Annotated in this window: 16 protein-coding genes; 9 read left to right on the top strand and 7 right to left on the bottom strand. The window is 75.2% G+C overall.

Annotation, left to right across the window (positions count from 1 at the left end):
• Positions 1–111: 111 nt before the first annotated feature.
• The 3 genes from ABZ573_RS08810 to ABZ573_RS08800 form a co-directional block, all read right to left on the bottom strand.
• A complete protein-coding gene (locus ABZ573_RS08810) occupies positions 112–1,215 on the bottom strand; it encodes a lytic polysaccharide monooxygenase (protein ID WP_358116909.1) in 1,104 nt (367 codons plus the stop codon).
• A gap of 112 nt (positions 1,216–1,327) precedes the next feature.
• Positions 1,328–1,786, bottom strand: coding sequence for a GNAT family N-acetyltransferase (locus ABZ573_RS08805; RefSeq protein ID WP_327030901.1), 459 nt, complete (start codon positions 1,784–1,786; stop codon positions 1,328–1,330).
• A gap of 111 nt (positions 1,787–1,897) precedes the next feature.
• Positions 1,898–2,158, bottom strand: a complete 261-nt coding sequence (locus ABZ573_RS08800) for a Prokaryotic metallothionein (RefSeq protein WP_151457740.1) — start codon at positions 2,156–2,158, stop codon at positions 1,898–1,900.
• Positions 2,159–2,319: 161 nt separating this feature from the next.
• Between ABZ573_RS08800 and ABZ573_RS08795 the strand changes: the two genes are divergently transcribed.
• From ABZ573_RS08795 to ABZ573_RS08785, 3 genes are all read left to right on the top strand, one after another.
• A complete protein-coding gene (locus ABZ573_RS08795; protein ID WP_132233095.1) occupies positions 2,320–2,595 on the top strand; it encodes an isoamylase early set domain-containing protein in 276 nt (91 codons plus the stop codon).
• A gap of 119 nt (positions 2,596–2,714) precedes the next feature.
• Positions 2,715–3,461, top strand: a complete 747-nt coding sequence (locus ABZ573_RS08790; RefSeq protein ID WP_327030902.1) for a lytic polysaccharide monooxygenase — start codon at positions 2,715–2,717, stop codon at positions 3,459–3,461.
• A gap of 66 nt (positions 3,462–3,527) precedes the next feature.
• The gene (locus ABZ573_RS08785) at positions 3,528–4,112 is read left to right on the top strand and encodes a DUF305 domain-containing protein (RefSeq protein WP_358116904.1); all 585 of its coding nucleotides are present in this window, start codon (positions 3,528–3,530) and stop codon (positions 4,110–4,112) included.
• 15 nt (positions 4,113–4,127) lie between these two features.
• Here the strand turns inward: ABZ573_RS08785 and msrB are convergent, their stop codons facing one another.
• Complete coding sequence (gene msrB, locus ABZ573_RS08780) at positions 4,128–4,541, bottom strand: peptide-methionine (R)-S-oxide reductase MsrB (RefSeq protein WP_311413415.1); 414 nt, start codon at positions 4,539–4,541, stop codon at positions 4,128–4,130.
• 47 nt (positions 4,542–4,588) lie between these two features.
• Between msrB and ligD the strand changes: the two genes are divergently transcribed.
• Complete coding sequence (gene ligD, locus ABZ573_RS08775; protein ID WP_151456707.1) at positions 4,589–5,614, top strand: non-homologous end-joining DNA ligase; 1,026 nt, start codon at positions 4,589–4,591, stop codon at positions 5,612–5,614.
• A gap of 55 nt (positions 5,615–5,669) precedes the next feature.
• On the opposite strand, the gene ABZ573_RS08770 is transcribed toward ligD, so the two are convergent.
• The gene (locus tag ABZ573_RS08770) at positions 5,670–5,963 is read right to left on the bottom strand and encodes a hypothetical protein (RefSeq protein ID WP_132233105.1); all 294 of its coding nucleotides are present in this window, start codon (positions 5,961–5,963) and stop codon (positions 5,670–5,672) included.
• A 169-nt stretch (positions 5,964–6,132) separates the two neighbouring features.
• Between ABZ573_RS08770 and ABZ573_RS08765 the strand changes: the two genes are divergently transcribed.
• From ABZ573_RS08765 to ABZ573_RS08750, 4 genes are all read left to right on the top strand, one after another.
• The gene (locus tag ABZ573_RS08765) at positions 6,133–9,327 is read left to right on the top strand and encodes an FtsX-like permease family protein (RefSeq protein ID WP_358116899.1); all 3,195 of its coding nucleotides are present in this window, start codon (positions 6,133–6,135) and stop codon (positions 9,325–9,327) included.
• A 37-nt stretch (positions 9,328–9,364) separates the two neighbouring features.
• Positions 9,365–12,076, top strand: a complete 2,712-nt coding sequence (locus ABZ573_RS08760; RefSeq protein ID WP_358116896.1) for an FtsX-like permease family protein — start codon at positions 9,365–9,367, stop codon at positions 12,074–12,076.
• Positions 12,077–12,078: 2 nt separating this feature from the next.
• Complete coding sequence (locus ABZ573_RS08755) at positions 12,079–13,077, top strand: ABC transporter ATP-binding protein (RefSeq protein ID WP_358116893.1); 999 nt, start codon at positions 12,079–12,081, stop codon at positions 13,075–13,077.
• A 190-nt stretch (positions 13,078–13,267) separates the two neighbouring features.
• On the top strand, positions 13,268–14,008 hold the full coding sequence (locus ABZ573_RS08750) for an ABC transporter ATP-binding protein (RefSeq protein ID WP_358116891.1): 741 nt from the start codon (positions 13,268–13,270) through the stop codon (positions 14,006–14,008).
• A 194-nt stretch (positions 14,009–14,202) separates the two neighbouring features.
• Here the strand turns inward: ABZ573_RS08750 and ABZ573_RS08745 are convergent, their stop codons facing one another.
• Positions 14,203–14,655 carry a GNAT family N-acetyltransferase gene (locus ABZ573_RS08745; protein ID WP_327030908.1) on the bottom strand — a complete coding sequence of 151 codons (453 nt, stop codon included), beginning with the start codon at positions 14,653–14,655 and terminating at the stop codon, positions 14,203–14,205.
• 73 nt (positions 14,656–14,728) lie between these two features.
• On the opposite strand from ABZ573_RS08745, the gene ABZ573_RS08740 reads away from it, so the two are divergent.
• Positions 14,729–15,241 (top strand): ion channel, encoded by a 513-nt coding sequence (locus ABZ573_RS08740; RefSeq protein ID WP_327030909.1) that lies wholly within the window; start codon positions 14,729–14,731, stop codon positions 15,239–15,241.
• Here ABZ573_RS08740 and ABZ573_RS08735 read toward each other — a convergent pair.
• Positions 15,168–16,736: an alpha/beta hydrolase gene (locus tag ABZ573_RS08735; RefSeq protein ID WP_225852303.1), complete on the bottom strand. Its 1,569-nt coding sequence runs from the start codon at positions 16,734–16,736 to the stop codon at positions 15,168–15,170. The genes ABZ573_RS08740 and ABZ573_RS08735 overlap by 74 nt on opposite strands.
• Between the last annotated feature and the right edge of the window lie 23 nt (positions 16,737–16,759).

Raw genomic sequence — 16,759 nt, 5'->3', positions numbered from 1 at the left:
CGGTCTCACCGGTGGGGCAGCTCGACAGCGGCCTGAGGGTGCCGACGCGGGCCGGCCGGGGTTGCGCCCGGAGGGAGTGGGCTGCGACCCCGGCCGGGGTTCCGGTGCGGATCAGACCACGGTCGTGCAGGTGGGTGTCGGCACGCTGTTGGTGCCGGACCACGAGCCGAGGAAGCCGAACGTGGTGCTCGCCCCGGGGGCCAGCGACCCGTTGTGCTCCGCGTTGCGGGCGACGACCCGCGTGCCGCTGGTGGTCACGGTCGCGTTCCACGTCGACGTGACCTGCTGGCCGTTGGCGTAGGTCCAGGTCACGGACCAGCCCCTGACGGCCCCGCCACCGGCGGTCACCGTCACCTCGCCCTGGAAGCCTCCGGTCCACTGCCCGGTCACCCGGTACGTCGCCGTGCAGGCCCCGGCCGGCGGCGGGGTCGTGGGCGGCGGCGTCGTCGGCGGGGGAGTGGTCGGCGGCGGCGTGGTGGGCGGGGGAGTGGTGGGCGGCGGCGTCGTCGGCGGCGGGTTGGTCGGCCCACCGGAGAAGTCGACGTCGCTGCACAGGTAGTACGACTGGTCGAGGTGGCTGGCCTGCCAGATGGTGTAGACGACGTGCCGCCCGGTCCGCCCCGGCGCGTTCGCCGGGATCTCGATGGACACGCCGGTGGGCTCCGGCTTCCACCCCGACGCCGGGGTGTTGCCGATCTGGCCGACCAGTTCCAGGTCGTCCCAGCCCAGCGGCTCGGTGAGCGCGTTGAAGCCCTGCCTGGTCACGTACACCCGGATGTAGTCCGCGCCGTGACTGGCCTGGTCGTAGAGGCGGACCCGGAAGTTGCTGGAGACCGGGGCGGTCTTCCAGGCGCCGACCGTGTCGAGGGCGTTGTAGCGACCGCCCTCGGTCCGGCCGCCGGAGCAGAGCTGGCCGTTGGGGATGGCGGCCTGGTGGTTGCCGGCGACGCCCTCGCGGAACAGGCCGTTCCAGTTCCACATGGCGTTCGGGTTGGCCTGCCAGGCCTGCCAGCACATCGGGTCCTCGGTGGCCATCCGGGGATTCTGGAAGTCGCTGCCCCAGCGCTGCCAGCAGCCGTAGTTGCGTGACGCCGGGTCCACCACGGAGCCGTGCGCCGACACGGGGTTGGCCAGGGCGGTGGTCAGCAGCAGCACGGCGGTCGCCGCGACGGCGAGCAGCCACGCCAGGCGGGAGGTGCGAAGTTGAGTGGACATGGGGAGCCCCCGGGAGGAGAGGTCGGACGACGACGCCCGGACGGCCCGGGAGTTGCCCCTCCCGTGCGCGCTGCGTGGCTTCCGCGACGGCTCTGCCCGGAGGCTGTCACATTTATCGGCTTCGGTCAATGCCTTCCCGGCGCATCGGGGTGTGCGGGATGCCGTCCTCGACGTACTCGGGGCCGGCGACGGCGAAGCCGTGGCGGGCGTAGAGGCCGACCAGGTGGGACTGGGCCTCCAGCACGCAGGGGCGGTCGCCGACCAGCTCCAGCGCCGCGGCCATCAGCCGGCCCGCGTGCCCGCCGCCGCGCGCCTTCGGCGCCACCACCACCCGCCCGATCCGCGCCACGCCGCCCGGGTCGGCGAGGATCCGCAGGTACGCCAGGGGCGCGCCGCCGTCGTCGAGCCAGAGGTGGCGGGTGCCCGGCTCGACGTCGCGCCCGTCGAGTTCCGGGTACGGGCACGCCTGCTCCACAACGAACACGTCGATCCGGAGCCGGAGCAGGTCGTGGAAGGTGCGGGCGTCGAGTTCGGCGAACGAGGCGGTCCTCGGCACGGGGGGCTGTGGCACTCCCCGATGGTAGGCCGGGCCCGTGGGCCAGCCGCCCCGCTGCCCCGCGTGCCGCCGGTGCGCCCGGCCGACCGGGCGGCCATGGCGGCGGGAGCCGACCGACCGCCGGCCTCAGGCGGGGCGGGCGCCGACCGCGTCGCGGATCTCGGCGCCCCGGGCGCCCTCCTCCGCGCGGGCGCAGTGCGCGCAGCAGAAGAACCGGCCGGACACCTCCACCCCGTGCCCGACGATCTTGACCTGGCAGTGCTCGCAGATCGGCGCCAGCTTGTGCGCGGCGCACTCGAAGCAGTCGAAGGTGTGCACGTCGCCGCTGACGGTCCGCACCTCGAACGCCATCCAGTAGTCGTTACCGCAGACCTCGCACGTCGCCACGACAGAACCCCCCGAAGGCCGACACATTTCCTCGAGCGTGCGGCAACCGGACCGTGCCGGGTGGGCGGATCGGCCCAGGTCACTCCGGGGTGGCGGCGTGTCGCCCCCGGCGTGTCGGGCGTTGTACCGGGTGACCGCGCGCGACCCCGGAGGAACACGACATGATCAAGCGGAACAAGCTCTTCGGCAACCAGGTACGGGTCACCTTCAGCCTGCCCCGCGACACCCCGCCCGGCCCGGTCAGCGTGGTCGGCTCCTTCAACGGCTGGGAGCCGGGGCGGCACGAACTCCTCCCGCGTCGGGACGGCACCCGGACGGTCACCGTACGACTCGGCCCGGGGGAGTACCGCTTCCGCTACCTCGCCACCGGTGGCGTCTGGCTGGACGACGAGTCCGCCGACCGGGTGGACGAGCGGGGCAGCCTGTTGCTGCTCTGATGGTCACCCTGCGTGTGCAGAAGGTGCGATGTTTCTATCGACAGGAGTCTTTACTGTTAACAAGCTTTAATTTATGTTGATGGCGCCTCACCAGGCCGAAGTCCGAAGGAGCTGCCACCATGCGTCGAAGAATCACCATCCCGCTCGTGGCGACGGGTGCCGTCGTCTCCGCACTCGCCGTCGCGGCGCCCGCCCAGGCGCACGGCTACGTGTCCGGCCCGCCGAGCCGTCAGGCGCTCTGCGCCCAGGGGCGGGTCCCCGACTGCGGGCAGATCAAGTACGAGCCGCAGAGCGTCGAGGGGCCGAAGGGGCTGCGCAGCTGCCACGCGGGGATCGCCCAGTTCGCCGTCCTCAACGACGACAGCCGGGGCTGGCCCGCCACCTCGGTCGGCAGCTCCGTCACCTTCACCTGGACCAACACCGCCCGGCACGCCACCAGCAACTGGGAGTACTTCATCGGCGGCACCCGGGTGGCCGTCTTCAACGGCGGCGGGCAGCAGCCCGGCGCCACCGTCTCGCACACCGTCAACCTGGGCGGCCACCCGGGACGGCAGAAGGTCCTCGCCGTGTGGAACATCGCGGACACCGCCAACGCGTTCTACTCCTGCGTCGACCTCCAGGTCGGCGGGGGCGGCAACCCGTCGCCCACGCCGAGCCCGACCGGGCCGGCCCCGTCGCCCACCCCGACCCCCACCGCCGCCCCGACCACCCCGCCCGCGCCGGGCGGCAGCTGGACGGCGGGCCGGGCCTACCAGGTCGGCGACCAGGTCACCTACGGCGGGCTGACGTACCGCTGCCGGCAGGCGCACACCGCGATCCCCGGTTGGGAACCGCCGCACGTGCCGGCGCTCTGGACGCAGGTCTGACCGGACGGGTGCGGCCCGTCCCCCCGGCGCCCGCACCCGTCATCCCTTCCCGGATCGGAGTACGCCATGCGACGGCTGCCCACGGTCGTCCTGCTCGCCGTCCTGCTGACCGTCCCCGGTTGCGCCGCGCGGACCGCCCCGGCGTCGTCCGTCCCCGCGCCGCCGGGGCCGGCCGCGGCCAGCGCGACCGAGATGAACGGCTTGGACGTGGTCTTCCTGGCCATGTTGGCGGCACACACCGAGCAGACGCTGGAGATGGTGCGGCTCAGCCGCGACCGGGTGACCGACCGGAAGCTGCACACCCTCGTCGCCGCCATCGAGGTCACCGAGATCGACGAACTCGCCACGATGCGCGGCTGGCTGCGCGACGCCGGACCGGCCGCCGCCGAGGCCGCCCGCCGGCACGACCACGGGCAGCACGGGACTGCCGCCGAGGACATGGCACGCCTGCGGGCCGCCCCGGACGGCGAGGTCGACCGCGTCCTGCTCGGCCTGCTCGTCCCGCACCAGGAGGCGGCGGCCGACCTGGCCCGGGCGCACCAGACGGTCGGCGCCGACCCGCGCGTACGCGACTTCGCCGGTCGCGTCGAGCGGTCGCGTACGGCCGAGGTCTCGCTGATGGCCGGGCTGACGCCGGCCCGGGGCGCCTGAACCCCGGGCGCCGGATCAGGCGTCGGCGCGCGGCTCCAGCCGGATGGAGACGGAGTTGACGCAGTGCCGGGTGTCCTTCGGGGTGAAACCCTCGCCCCGGAAGACATGACCCAGGTGGCTGTCGCACCGGGCGCAGCGGATCTCGGTGCGGCTCATCCCCAGGCTGCGGTCCTCGATCTCCTTGACCGAGCCGGGGATCGCGTCGTCGAAGCTGGGCCACCCGCAGTGCGAGTCGAACTTCGTGTCGCTGGGGTAGAGCTGCGCGCCGCAGGCCCGGCAGTGGTAGGTCCCGGGCGTCTTCGTGTCGACGTACTCGCCGGTCCACGGGCGCTCGGTGCCGGCCTCCCGCAGCACCCGGAACTCCTCCGGGCTGAGCCGGACCCGCCACTCTTCCTCGGTACGGGGCAGTTCACTCTCGTCAAGACTCACCCGCCAACGGTACGTCGGACGTCGGAGGTGTGGCATATGGTCGCGCAATGGGTGGCACGAAGGCTGCGGCCGAACTGATCGAGGTGGCCGGGCACGAGGTCCGGCTGACCAGCCCCGACCGGGTGATCTTCCCGCAGCGCGGCTTCACCAAGGCCGACGTCTTCCACTACTACCTCGCGGTGGGTGACGGCATCATGCGCGCCCTGCGCGAGCGTCCCACCACGTTGCAGCGCTTCCCGGAGGGCGTCGAGGGGGAGGCGTTCTTCCAGAAGCGGGTGCCCGCGCGCGGCGTGCCGCCCTGGGTGCGGACGACCACGATCAGCTTCCCGAGCGGTCGCAGCGCGGCCGAGCTCTGCCCCGCCGACCTGGCCCACGTGGCCTGGGCCGCCCAGATGGGCACCATCGTGTTCCACCCGTGGCCGGTGCGTGCCGCCGACGTCGACCGCCCCGACGAGTTGCGCATCGACTTCGACCCGCAGCCCGGCACCGACTTCGCCGACGCGGTTGCCGCCGCCGGAGAGCTGCGCGGGCTCCTCGACGAGCTGGGCGCCACCGGCTGGCCGAAGACCTCCGGCGGCCGTGGCGTGCACGTCTACCTGCGGATCGCGCCACGCTGGACGTTCACGGAGGTGCGCCGGGCCACCATCGCGCTGGCCCGCGAGCTGGAGCGGCGCCGGCCGGAGCTGGTGACCACCGCCTGGTGGAAGGAGCAGCGGGGCGAGCGCGTCTTCGTCGACTACAACCAGATGGCCCGCGACCGCACGATCGCCTGCGCGTACTCGCTGCGGGCCAACGCCCGGGCCACCGTGTCCACCCCGGTCACCTGGGACGAGCTGCCCGACGTCGACCCCGACGACTTCGACCTGCGCACCGTCCCGGCCCGGCTGGCCGAGCGCGGCGATCCGCACGCCGGCATCGACGACACCGCGTGGGACATCAGCCCGCTGCTGGAGTGGGCCGACCGGGACGACACCGCCGGCCAGGGCGACATGCCCTACCCGCCGGACCACCCGAAGATGCCCGGCGAGCCGAAGCGCGTGCAGCCCTCCAAGGACCGCGACCGCCCCCGCTGACCGGCCCGCCCGATCGCCGCCGTCCCGCCGGCACGGGCGGGACGCGTGCCCGCCGTCACCGGCGGTCGCCGTACGCCTCCACCGCCTCCTTGGCCGAGCGCAGGTCCGCGCCGGTCGCCTTCCGGTACGCGGCGATCGCCTTGATCTTGTCGCCCCGGGCCAGGTGCTGTCCCACCTCCGGCGGCACGGGCGAGGCGTCCACCACGCCCAGGTGGTCCATCACCAGCCGGAGCCGGCGCTCGATCTCGGCGAGCCGGTACGCGGTCCGCGCCTGCTCGGTCCTGCCGGGCAACTGGGCGGCGAGCAGCGCGACGACGGCCACCATCAGGGCGGTGAGGGCGATCTCCATCCGGTGATGGAAGCACATCCGCGCACCGCGCCACCCTCGCCGGGTCGCCGGCCCCGCCCACCGGTCGGGCGCCTCCGGATAACGATCAAGTAACGGGCGCGAACCTTTCCCGGCACGTCACCGCTCTCCCTGATCGTCGGCCCGACAACGGGCCAGGGGAGGGCATCGGATGAAGCTGGTGTGGAGGCGGGCCCGCGAGGCGCGTGGGCTGCTGCTCGCCGCGGTGGTCGCGGCCCTGGTGGCGGTCGCGTTGGTCACCGGGCTTTCTGACTACAACCGGCGGGCCGTCGAGGCGGGCCAGCGTGCCCTGCTCAGCGGGGCGTCGTTCGAGGAGCGCAGCCTCCTGGTCAGCGGCGCGGCCGGCCGGGACGCGGCCGAGTTCGCCGCCCGGGACCGGGCCGTCCGGGACGGGTTCGCCGCCGGCCTCGGCGGCGCGCCGGTCACCGTCGACGCCGCCCGCTACGGCGGTGGCCGCGAGCTGACCGGCGACCTCGGCCCCGTGGCCCGCGACGACGACGATCCGGTCTTCGCCACCCTGGCGGCCCTCGACGACCTGCCCCGCCACGCCGAGCTGACCGGCGGCGCCTGGCCCGCCCCGGGAGCCTCGCCGCTGCAGGTCACCCTGCCGGAGAAGGTCGCCGGCATGCTCGGGATGACCGTCGGCGACCGGGTGCCGATGCTGGACCGCCGGTCCGACGAGGCCAGCACCGTGGTGCTCGTCGGGACCTGGCGCCCCCGCGACGCGGCCGACCCGTACTGGCGGCTGGCACCCGGGGTCGGGGCGGGCAGCGCCGCGGACGCCGGCACCTCGTACGGGCCGTTCGTGCTGGACCCGGCGGACTTCGTCGCCACGTACCCGGGCTCGGTGTCGGCGTCCTGGGTCGTCGAGCCGGACCTCGCGGCGGCGGCCGGCGCGGGGCGGCTGTCCGACGTGCGGCAGGCGCTCACCGCGGCCCTCGCCGAGGTGCCCGAGGCGGCCGGGCTGGGCTCCTCCGGCCAGACCGTCACGGCGATCGACCGGCTCCTCGACCGCGTCACCCGGGCCGACCTGGTGGGCCGTTCCTCGCTGGCCACCCCGCTGCTGCTGATCGTCGTCCTCGGCGGGTACGCGCTGGTGCTCGTCGCCGCCCTGCTGCACGAGGACCGGCGCGGCCAGACCGCCCTGCTCCGGGCCCGGGGCGCCGCGCGGCGGCAACTGGCCGGCCTGGCGGCCCGGGAGGCGGCCCTGGTCGTCCTGCCCGCCGGCGTGCTGGGGCCCCTGATCGCCGGCGAGGCGCTGCGGCACGTGGGTACCGGCGGCGCCACCCCGCTGACGCTCGCCGCCGGCAACACCACGCTGATCTGGGCCGCCGCGGCCGCCACCGCCGCCGGCTGCCTGGTCGCGATGGTCGTCCCGACGTTGCGGGGGGCCGGCACCTACGTCGCCGACATGGCGGCCCGGTCCCGGCCCACCCGCGCCGCGAGCGTCCAGCGGGCCAGCCTCGACCTGGTGCTGGTCGGCTTCGCGGTGCTGGCCTGGACCCAGCTGCGCCAGTACTCGTCGCCGGTCGCCGGGGCGGCCGGCCGGCTCGGGGTGGACCCGCTGCTGGTCGCGGCGCCGACGCTGGGCGTGCTGGCCGGCGCGGTCGTGGCGTTGCGGCTGCTGCCGCCCGCGACCCGCTTCGCCGAGCGGTTCGTCGACCGCAGACCGTGGACCGCGACCATGTTCGGCATGTGGCAGGCGGGGCGGCGCCCGCACGCCGGCCCCGTGCTGCTGCTCGCCCTCGCCGTCGGCGGCAGCACCCTGGCGTGGTCGCTGGTGACCACCGGCGAGCTGTCGCAGGCCGACCAGGCCGAGCACACCGTCGGCGCCGACCTGCGGGTCGTCGAGCGCACCGGCTCGGCACCCGACGGTCGGGCCGGTCAGCTCGCCGCTCTGCCCGGCGTCCGCGAGGCGCTGCCGGCCTGGCGGGACGAGATCCGCCTCGGCCGCGCCGACCTGCCGACGACGGTGGTGAGCCTCGACGCCGCGGCCGCGGCCGACGTGCTGCGGCTCAACGAGAGGCTGACCGACGAGCCCGCGCCGGCACTGCTCGACCGGCTGACCCGGGCGCGCGGCGCGCCCACCGGGCTGGAACTGCCCGCCGGCACCCGGTCGCTCACCGGCACGGTACGCACCCCCGTGCGCGACGCCGTCACGCCGCACCAGATCGGCCTCTGGGTGCTGCTGACCCGGGCGGACGGGCTGGCCTTCCGGCTTCCGGCGGGCAACAGCGGCAGCGACGGCCGACCGGCGCCGTTCACCGTCGCCGTCCCCGCCGGGGAGGGCGCCCTACGACTGTCCGGTTTCGAGGCCGACGGCGGGAGCGCGCGCGGGCGCGCGTACCGCCTGGAGGTGTCGGACCTGCGGCTGGTCGGCGCCGACGGCGCGGCCCGGCCGGCGTCGCTGGACGGCGGGTGGGTGGCCGTCGACGGCCAGGGCAAACCGGTCGATGCGTCGGCCACGGCCGCCGGGCTGAAGGCCGACTGGGAGGTCGAGTACCGCGAGGGCGGCCGGTTCGCGTTCCAGCCGCCGAGCCGTTTCGCCGTGGTGCCGGCCGGCGAGAACCGGCCGGTACCCGCACTGATGACCCCGGCCGTACGCGACGCGTTGAGTTTGCGCGTCGGCGACACGGTCAACCTGGTGCTGTCCGGCGCGACGCTGCCGGTCACGCTCGTCGGTGAGCTGGACGCAGTGCCGTCCGCGGCCGGCGAGGGCGTGCTGCTGGACCTGCCTGCGGCGGCGGACTGGCTGATCCGGGACCGGGGCGGGGTCCGGCCGGTGCCGGAGTGGTGGCTGGGCACCGAGGACGCCGGCCACGCCGAGGCGGCCCGCGCGGCGGCCGACCTGACCGGCGCCACGCTGCTCGACCGGCGGGAGGTGGCCGAGCGGGCCGCCGGCGACCCGTACTGGCAGGGGGCCCGCACGGGGCTGCTCGCCGCGGCGCTCGGCTCGGTGCTGCTGGCCCTGGTCGGCCTGATCGTCGACGTCTGGGCGACCGCCCGGCACCGGCTCGGGGAGTTCGCCGTGCTGCACACGCTCGGCGCGAGTCCTCGGCTGCTGGCCCGCGCGCTGCTGGCCGAGCAGACCTTTTTGGCCGGGATCGGCGTCGGCGTGGGCCTGCTGCTGGGCGCCGCGGTCGGCGGGACCATGGCCCCGCTGGTCATCCTCACGCCGTCCGCGGGCCGGCCGGTGCCGGAGGCCGCCTTCGTGCTGCCCTGGCTGCCCATCGGCCTGACCGCGCTCGGCCTGCTGCTGGCGGCACTCGCCTTCAGCGCGTTCATCGCCCTCGGCATCCGACAGCGGGTGGCCGTGGCGCAGCTGCGGATCGGGGGAGACCGGTGACCGGGAGCGTAGGGACGACCAGGAGCGGAGACGGGGCGTGGTGAGCATCGGGGCGGTCGTCCGCCGGATTCGGGCGTACGGCGGGCAGTTCCTGCTCCTCGCGGCGTTGACGCTGGTCGCCACGCTGGTGATCAGCGGGGTGCCCAGGATCGTCAACGGGCACGCCCAGGAGGGCCTGAAGGCCCACCTGGGCGCGGTGCCGCCGCAGCAGCGGGACGTGACGTACTCGTCCGGGCCGCTCGCCGCGGCGGACAACGGCACCTCCGTGGTGGACGCCCACGAGGGCGACCTGGCGGCGATCGAGAGCGCGATGCCGCCGGTCGTCGGGCGCATGGTCGACCAGCGGTGGTACGCCGGGGAGACCGCGGCCAGCCTGGTGCGGGGCCCGGACCTGGCGGCGAAGAACCTCCTGGTCCACCTCGGCCTGCGGTCCGTGACCGGGATCGAGGAGGCCGGCACGCTGGTCGAGGGGCGCTGGCCGGCCGACACGCCGAAGGACCAGCCGGTGCAGGTGGCGCTGGCCGCGGACGTCGCCGGCAAGCTGAACCTGCGGCTCAACAGCCGGCTCACCCTCGCCGCGCCGGAGCCGCTCACCGCCGACTCCCCGCCCCCCACCCAGCTCACCGTGGTCGGCCTCTTCCAGCCCCGTGACGCCGCCGACGGGTTCTGGGACGGGCTGCCGCCGCTGCTGCGCATCGTCGAGCCGGTGGGGGACGGCCAACCCTTCATCGCCGTCGGCGTCGTCGACGGCGCCGCGCTGAACCGCCAGGCCGTCGCCGGCTGGCCGCTGACGTTCAGCTGGCGCTACCGCCTGGGCGCCGACGGCGTCGACGCCCGCGAGCTGGACCAGGTGATCGGCGGACTCCAGCAGATGACCCGGGAGGCGGGCGGCCGCAACCTCGTCCAGGGGCTGGACATCCCGCTGCGGCAGTTCTCCGCCGAGGTGGACAGCGCCCGGACGGTGCTCGGGGTCATCGCCGCGGGCGTACTGGCCACCCTGGCCGGCCTCGTCGTGCTGGCCGCCGGGCTGCTGGTGCGCCGCCGCCGCTCGGAGTTCACCCTGCTGCGGGCCCGGGGCGGGGCGGCCACCACGAGCGCGGGCCGCAGCCTGACCGAGGCGCTGCTGGTGGTGCCGCCCGCCGGCGCGCTCGGCTGGCTGGTCGGTGGCCTCGCCCCGGGGGCACCGGGCGAGACCCTGTGGTCCGCCGTCGCCGCGACCGTCCTGGTGGCCCTCGCGCTGCCGGTGGCCACCCTCGCCGCGTCCAGGGGCGGTGCCGGTCGGCGCGACCTGATCCGGTCGCGCCCCTCCGCGCGTCGCCTCACGGTGGAGGCGGGGCTGCTGGTCCTCGCGGGTCTCGCGGTCGTGCTGCTGCGCCGCCGCGGCCTCACCCCGGGGGAGGTCGACCCGCTGCTGGTCTCGGTGCCGGTGCTGCTGGCCGTCGCCGCGGCGGTGGTCGCGATGCGGTTGTACCCGTGGCCGCTGCGGCTGGTCAGCCGGCTCGCGGCCCGGGCCCGGGGCAGCGTCGCCTTCCTGGGCACCGCCCGGGCCGGCCGGTCCGTCGTCGCCGTGCCGCTGGTGGTCGTCGTACTGGCCATCGCGACCGCGGCGTTCTGCGCGGTGACGGCCGCCGGGATCGAGGCGAGCCGGGACCGGGCCGCCAGCCGGGTGGTCCCCGCCGACGCCCTGATCCTGGGGGACCGGATCGCCCCGGACACGGGCGCCGAGCTGGAGCGGCTGCCGGGGGTCCGTGCCGCGAGCCCGGTGCTGCACGAGGCGGGCCAACGCCTGGCGAAGGACGCCGTCGGCACCGAGACCCGGCTCGGCGGGGTGACCGTACTCATGGTCGACGGTCCGGCCCTGGCCCGGATCGTCCGCGAGTCCGGCGTCGACGTGACCGTGCCGGCGGCGCTGCTCGCCCCCGCCGGGGGAGGCGGCCCGCTGCCCGCGGTGGTCTCCCCGACGGTCGCCGCCGAGCTGGCCGACGCCGGTCTCGACGGCTCCGCCTTCGTCAGCGCCCAGGGCCAGCGGTACGAGTTCCGGGTCGCCGGTCAGGCGGAGAGCTTCCCGCTGCTGCGCGCGGACAGCAGCCGGTTCGTCGTCCTGCCCTGGCAGTCCCTGCCCCGGCGGGACTACGCCGCCGTGCCGACCGGCTTCCTGGTGGCCGGCGACGACCTGGACGGCGACGCGCTGCGCCGGGCCGGCGACGCGGGGCAGTCCCGCTTCCAGACCGGCGGCGCGGTCACCGGCCGGGAGCGCCCGCGCGGCGTGGAGGTGCTGACCTTCGCGGACACCCGCCGGCAGGTGGGCGAGGGCGGCGCGAACGGCGTGCTCGCCTTCGGCTTCACCGCCGGCGCAGCCGGCGGGACGGCGCTCGGCCTGCTCGCGATCGCCTTCACGGTGCTCGCCGGTGCCCGCGAGCGTGGCCAGGTGCTCTCCCGGCTGCGCACCCTCGGCCTGTCCCGACGCCAGTGGCGCGGGCTGCTGCTGGTGGAGCTGGTCCCGTTGGTGGGCGTCTCGGTGGTGACCGGTGCGCTGGTCGGCACGGTCCTGCCGCTGTTGCTCACCCCGGTGCTCGGCCTGTCCGCCTTCACCGACGGGGTCGAGGTCCGGGTGGCGTTCGAGCCCGGCCTGGCGGCCGCGGTCGTCGCGCTCGGTGCGCTCGCCCTCGGCTTCGCGGTCGCCGTCGAGGCCCTGAACAACCGCCGGATGCGCCTCGGTGAGGTGCTCCGGCTCGGAGAGGAGAACTGACAATGACCGCTACCGCGGAGACCACCGCCGTGCCGGACCTGGCCGCCCTGCAACAGCGGGCCGCCCAGCGTGCGGCCGAGCGGGCCGGCGGCCGGGACCGGTTGCGTGGGCACATCGTCTGCGACGGGCTGGTCCGGATATTCAAGACCGAGGGGGTGGAGGTCGTCGCGTTGCAGGGGCTCGACCTGGTCATCGACCGGGGCGAGCTGGTGGCGATCGTGGGCGCCTCCGGTTCCGGCAAGTCGACGCTGCTGAACATCCTCTCCGGGCTGGACACGCCCACCGCCGGCATCGCCCGGGTCGGCGACTACGACCTGCTCAACCTCTCCACCCGGCGGCGACTGAGCTACCGGCGGAGCATGGTCGGATTCGTCTGGCAGCAGACCGGCCGCAACCTGCTGCCGTACCTGACCGCGCTGGAGAACGTCGAGCTGCCGATGCGGCTCGCCGGGCGGCGCGGCGGCCGGCGCGCCCACCGCGAGCGGGCCCGGGAGCTGCTCGACCTGGTCGGGGTGGGCTACTGCGCGGACCGGCGGCCCGGGCAGCTCAGCGGCGGCGAGCAGCAGCGCTGCGCGGTGGCGGTGGCGGTGGCGAACGACCCCGAGGTCCTCTTCGCCGACGAGCCGACCGGTGAGCTGGACGAGGCGACCGGGGCCGACGTCTTCGGGGCGCTGCGCACCATCAACGCCGAGCTCGGCGTCACCATCGTGGTGGTCACCCACGACCACGCCGTGGCCACCCAGGTCCGCCGGACCGTCGCGATCCGCGACGGCAGGACCGCCTCCGAGGTACGCCGGACCGCGCGGATCGGCGCCGACGGCAGCACCGAACTGGTCAGCGAGGAGTACGCCGTGCTCGACCGCAGCGGCCGGATGCAGCTGCCGGCGCCGTTCGTGGACGCGTTGTCGCTGCGCGACCGGGTGCGGCTCAACCTGGAGCCGGACCACGTGGAGGTACGCCCGGGCGACCGGCCGCAGGACGAGCGGGAGACGCCGCGGTGAGCGGCCGGGGCATCGCCACGGTCAGCGGTCGGGAGGCCTGCGCGGCCAGCGGGCGTGGCATCGCCACGGTGAGCGGGCGGGAAGCCGGCGCGGTGGGCGGGCGGAGGGCCGTCGCCGTGGGCGGACGGGGCATCAGTCGGTACCGCGTGGTCGATCCGGTCGACCGCGCCGAGCACAGCGGGGCGGGATCATGAGCGAGCACGACGTGACGTCGGACGACCGGTCGGCCGGGGTGGTGGCGGGCGCCACGGTCACCGACGAGGTGGTCCGGGTGGAGGGGGTCAGCCGCACGTTCGGCCGCGGCGAGCACGCGGTGCACGCCGTACGGGACGTGTCGTTCTCGGCCGGGCGGGGCGAGCTGGTGGCCGTGCGCGGTCGCTCCGGGGCGGGCAAGACGACCCTGCTGAACCTGGTGGGCGGGCTGGACCGGCCCGACTCGGGCCGGGTGGTGGTCGCCGGGCACGACGTCACCGGCGCCGGTGAGAAGGAGCTGCTGGAGCTGCGCCGCGGCACGGTCGGCTTCGTGTTCCAGACCTTCGGGCTGGTGCCGATCCTGTCCGCCGCCGAGAACGTCGGCGTACCGCTGCGGTTGGCGCGGGTCCCGGCGGCCGAGCGGGAGGAGCGGGTGGCGGTGCTGCTTGAGCTCGTGGGCCTCGGCGGGCACGCGGGCCAGCGCCCGTACGAGCTCTCGGGCGGGCAGCAGCAGCGGGTGGCCGTGGCGCGGGCCCTGGCCAACGAGCCGGACCTGCTGATCGCCGACGAGCCCACCGGCCAACTCGACTCCGAGACCGGCCGGTCGATCATGGACCTGCTCCGGGCGGTCGTGCACGCCCGGGGCATGACCGCACTGGTCGCCACCCACGATCCGGCCCTGATCGACCTCGCCGACCGCGTCCTCACCCTCCGCGACGGCCACCTCCTCCCCACCTGACCCCGCCTTCTCCCGCCCTCGCGCGCCGCCCGCGCCGCCCGCCCCGCTCGCGTCGATCATGCAGTTGTGGTGGGAGTTGTTCACCGCTTTGCCCTTTTTGCGGGGCACCGCAACTGCATGATCGCCGGGGCGTGGGGCGTGGGGCGTGGGGCGTGGGGCGTGGGGCGTGGGGCGTGGGGCGTGGGGCGTGGGGGTCAGAGGGGGAGTTTCATGCCCTCGTGGGTGGGGAGGAAGCCCAGGTTGAGGTAGAAGCGGTGGGCGTCGTGGCGGGTCTTGTCGGTGGTGAGCTGGGCCAGGGCGCAGCCACGCTGCCTCGCCTGGTCGACCGCCCAGGTGATCATCTGCCGGCCGACGCCGCGCCCGCGCAGGTCGGAGCGGACCCGGACCGCCTCGATCAGCTGCCGCTCCGCGCCGTGCCGGCCCAGGCCGGGGATGTAGGTGAGCTGCATGCAGCCGAGCAGCTCACCGTCCGCGTCGGCCACGATCAGCTGGTTGCGCGGGTCGGCGTCGATGTCGGCGAACGCCTTCTCGTACGCGGCGTCGACCTCCGTGAAGTCGCGGGTCCTGCCGAGCACGTCGTCGGCGAGCAGGGCGATCACGGCAGGCAGGTCGCCGCGGACGGCCTCACGGAAGATCACGTCACTCATGCCGCCAGCGTGGCACAGTGAGCGGGACCGATGAGCGGGCAGCGCTCGGGTACGGGGGGCAACATGACTGTCCATGGACGTCCTGCTGCTGCCGTTCCGGTTGATCTACCGGGGGCTGGTCTGGTTCGCCAACTCGCCCCGTACGTTGATCATTTCCTACCTGCTGATGATCGTGGTGGCCGGCGTGATCTACGGCCACGTGGAGAAGCGCAGCCCGGCGGACGCCGTCTGGTGGGCGGTGGTGACCGCGTCCACCGTCGGCTACGGCGACATCTCCCCGGTGAGTTGGCAGGGCCGCACCCTCGCCGCGCTGCTCATCTCGACAATGGTGCTGCTGGTCATCCCGTTGATCACCGCGCACTTCGCCAGTCAGCTCATCGTCGACGACGACGCCTTCGAACACGAGGAGCAGGAGCAGCTGAAGGCCGACGTACGCCGGATGCGGGCGTTGCTGGAGGAGATCGCGGCCCGGCAGGGCATCGACCTGCCCGACCTGCCGCCGGAACGACCGGTCAGCGGGCCGGGCAGCGCAGCCCTTCCCGGGGCACGGTCAGGTCGATCAGGTAGGCGTCGACCGCCTCGGTGATGCAGGAGGTCTGCGGGTACGCGGTGTGCCCCTCGCCCTCCCAGGTGAGCACCCGGCCCACGCCCAGCATCGCGGCCAGCGCCGGGGTCTGCTCGTAGGGCGTCGCGGGATCGCCGGTGGTGCCCACCACCAGGATCGGCGGCGCCCCGTCGGCCCGGCCCGTCGGGTACGGGTCGCGACCGCCCGGCCACTCGGTGCAGGAGAGCAGGCCGACGGCCAGGGCCGGCCCGAACAGTGGGTACTTCGCCCGCCACTGCGACTGGAGCTGCCGGATCCGCTCCCGGCTCGGCTTCTCCTCCTCGTCGGCGCAGTTGACCGCCAGGTTGGCGTCGAACATGTTCGAGTAGTGCCCGTCGGAGTCCCGGTCGGCGTACGCGTCGGCGAGGCGGAACACGTCGCCCGGGTCGCCGCCCTCCAGCTTGTCGATGGCGACGGCCAGCTCCTGCCACCCCGACTCGGTGTAGAGCGACGAGATGATCGCGTAGAAGACCCAGCCCGCGGTGGCCTCCCGGCCGTCGTCACCGCGTACCGGGGACACCCGCGCCTTGTCGATCGCCGAGGTGACCGCGGCCCGGGCGTCCGGGGCGATCGGGCAGCGCCCGGCGTTGGCCGCGCACCACGTGGCGAAGTTGCCGAAGGCCCGCTCGAAGCCCTTGGCCTGGCCCTCCGAGCCGGCGATCAGGCCCTGCCGCGGGTCGACCGCGCCGTCGAGGACCAGCGCCCGTACCCGCTGCGGGTAGAGCTGGGCGTAGGTGGCCCCGAGCAGGGTGCCGTAGGAGTAGCCGAGGTAGGTCAGCTTGTCGTCGCCGACGGCGGCGCGGACCGCGTCCATGTCCCGGGCGGCCTGCTCGGTGCCGTAGAGCGGCAGCTGGTCGCCGTAGCGGTCGCCGCAGCCACGCCCGATCTTCTGGCTGAGCGCGACGAAGCCGTCGAACGACTCCTGGCTCTCCGGGTCGGGGTCGTAGCCGAAGCTGGCGTCCAGCTCGGCGTCGGGGATGCACTTGACCGGGCTGGAGCGGGACACCCCGCGCGGGTCGAAGCCGACGATGTCGAACCGGTCGGTGATCGAGGCGGGCAGGCCGCCGAAACTCGGGCCGAAGGAGAGGTAGACGGCGGTGTCCACGCCGGAGCCGCCGGGCCCGCCCGGGTTGATCACCAGCGAGCCGATCCGGTCGCGCTGCTTCGTCGACCGGGCCCGCAGCAGCGCGATCTCGAAGGTCTGCCCGGCGCCCGGTCCGGCGGTCGCCCCGCCGCCCGTGCCCGTGCCCCAGTCGCGCGGCACCTTGATCCGCGCGCACTCGTAGCGCATGCCCGGCGCCCCGCGCCCGACCAGCTCCTCGGCCACCTCCGGGCAGGCCCGCCAGGTGGGCGCCGTGCCGGGGGCGGCGGCCTCGCCGCCGGCCTCCGTCCGGGGCGCGATCGCCGGAAGGGTGCAGCCGGCGGCGACCAGCGCGGCGGCGGCCAGCCCGGCGAGGGTGAGCCGGAACCGGCGGATCCGGTCGGGGGTGCGGGTCACGA

The organism is Micromonospora sp. NPDC007220 (assembly GCF_040634035.1).
Lineage (GTDB): Bacteria > Actinomycetota > Actinomycetes > Mycobacteriales > Micromonosporaceae > Micromonospora > Micromonospora reichwaldensis.
Note: the sequence above shows the minus strand (reverse complement) of the source record. Positions and strands in the feature narration are given on the sequence as shown.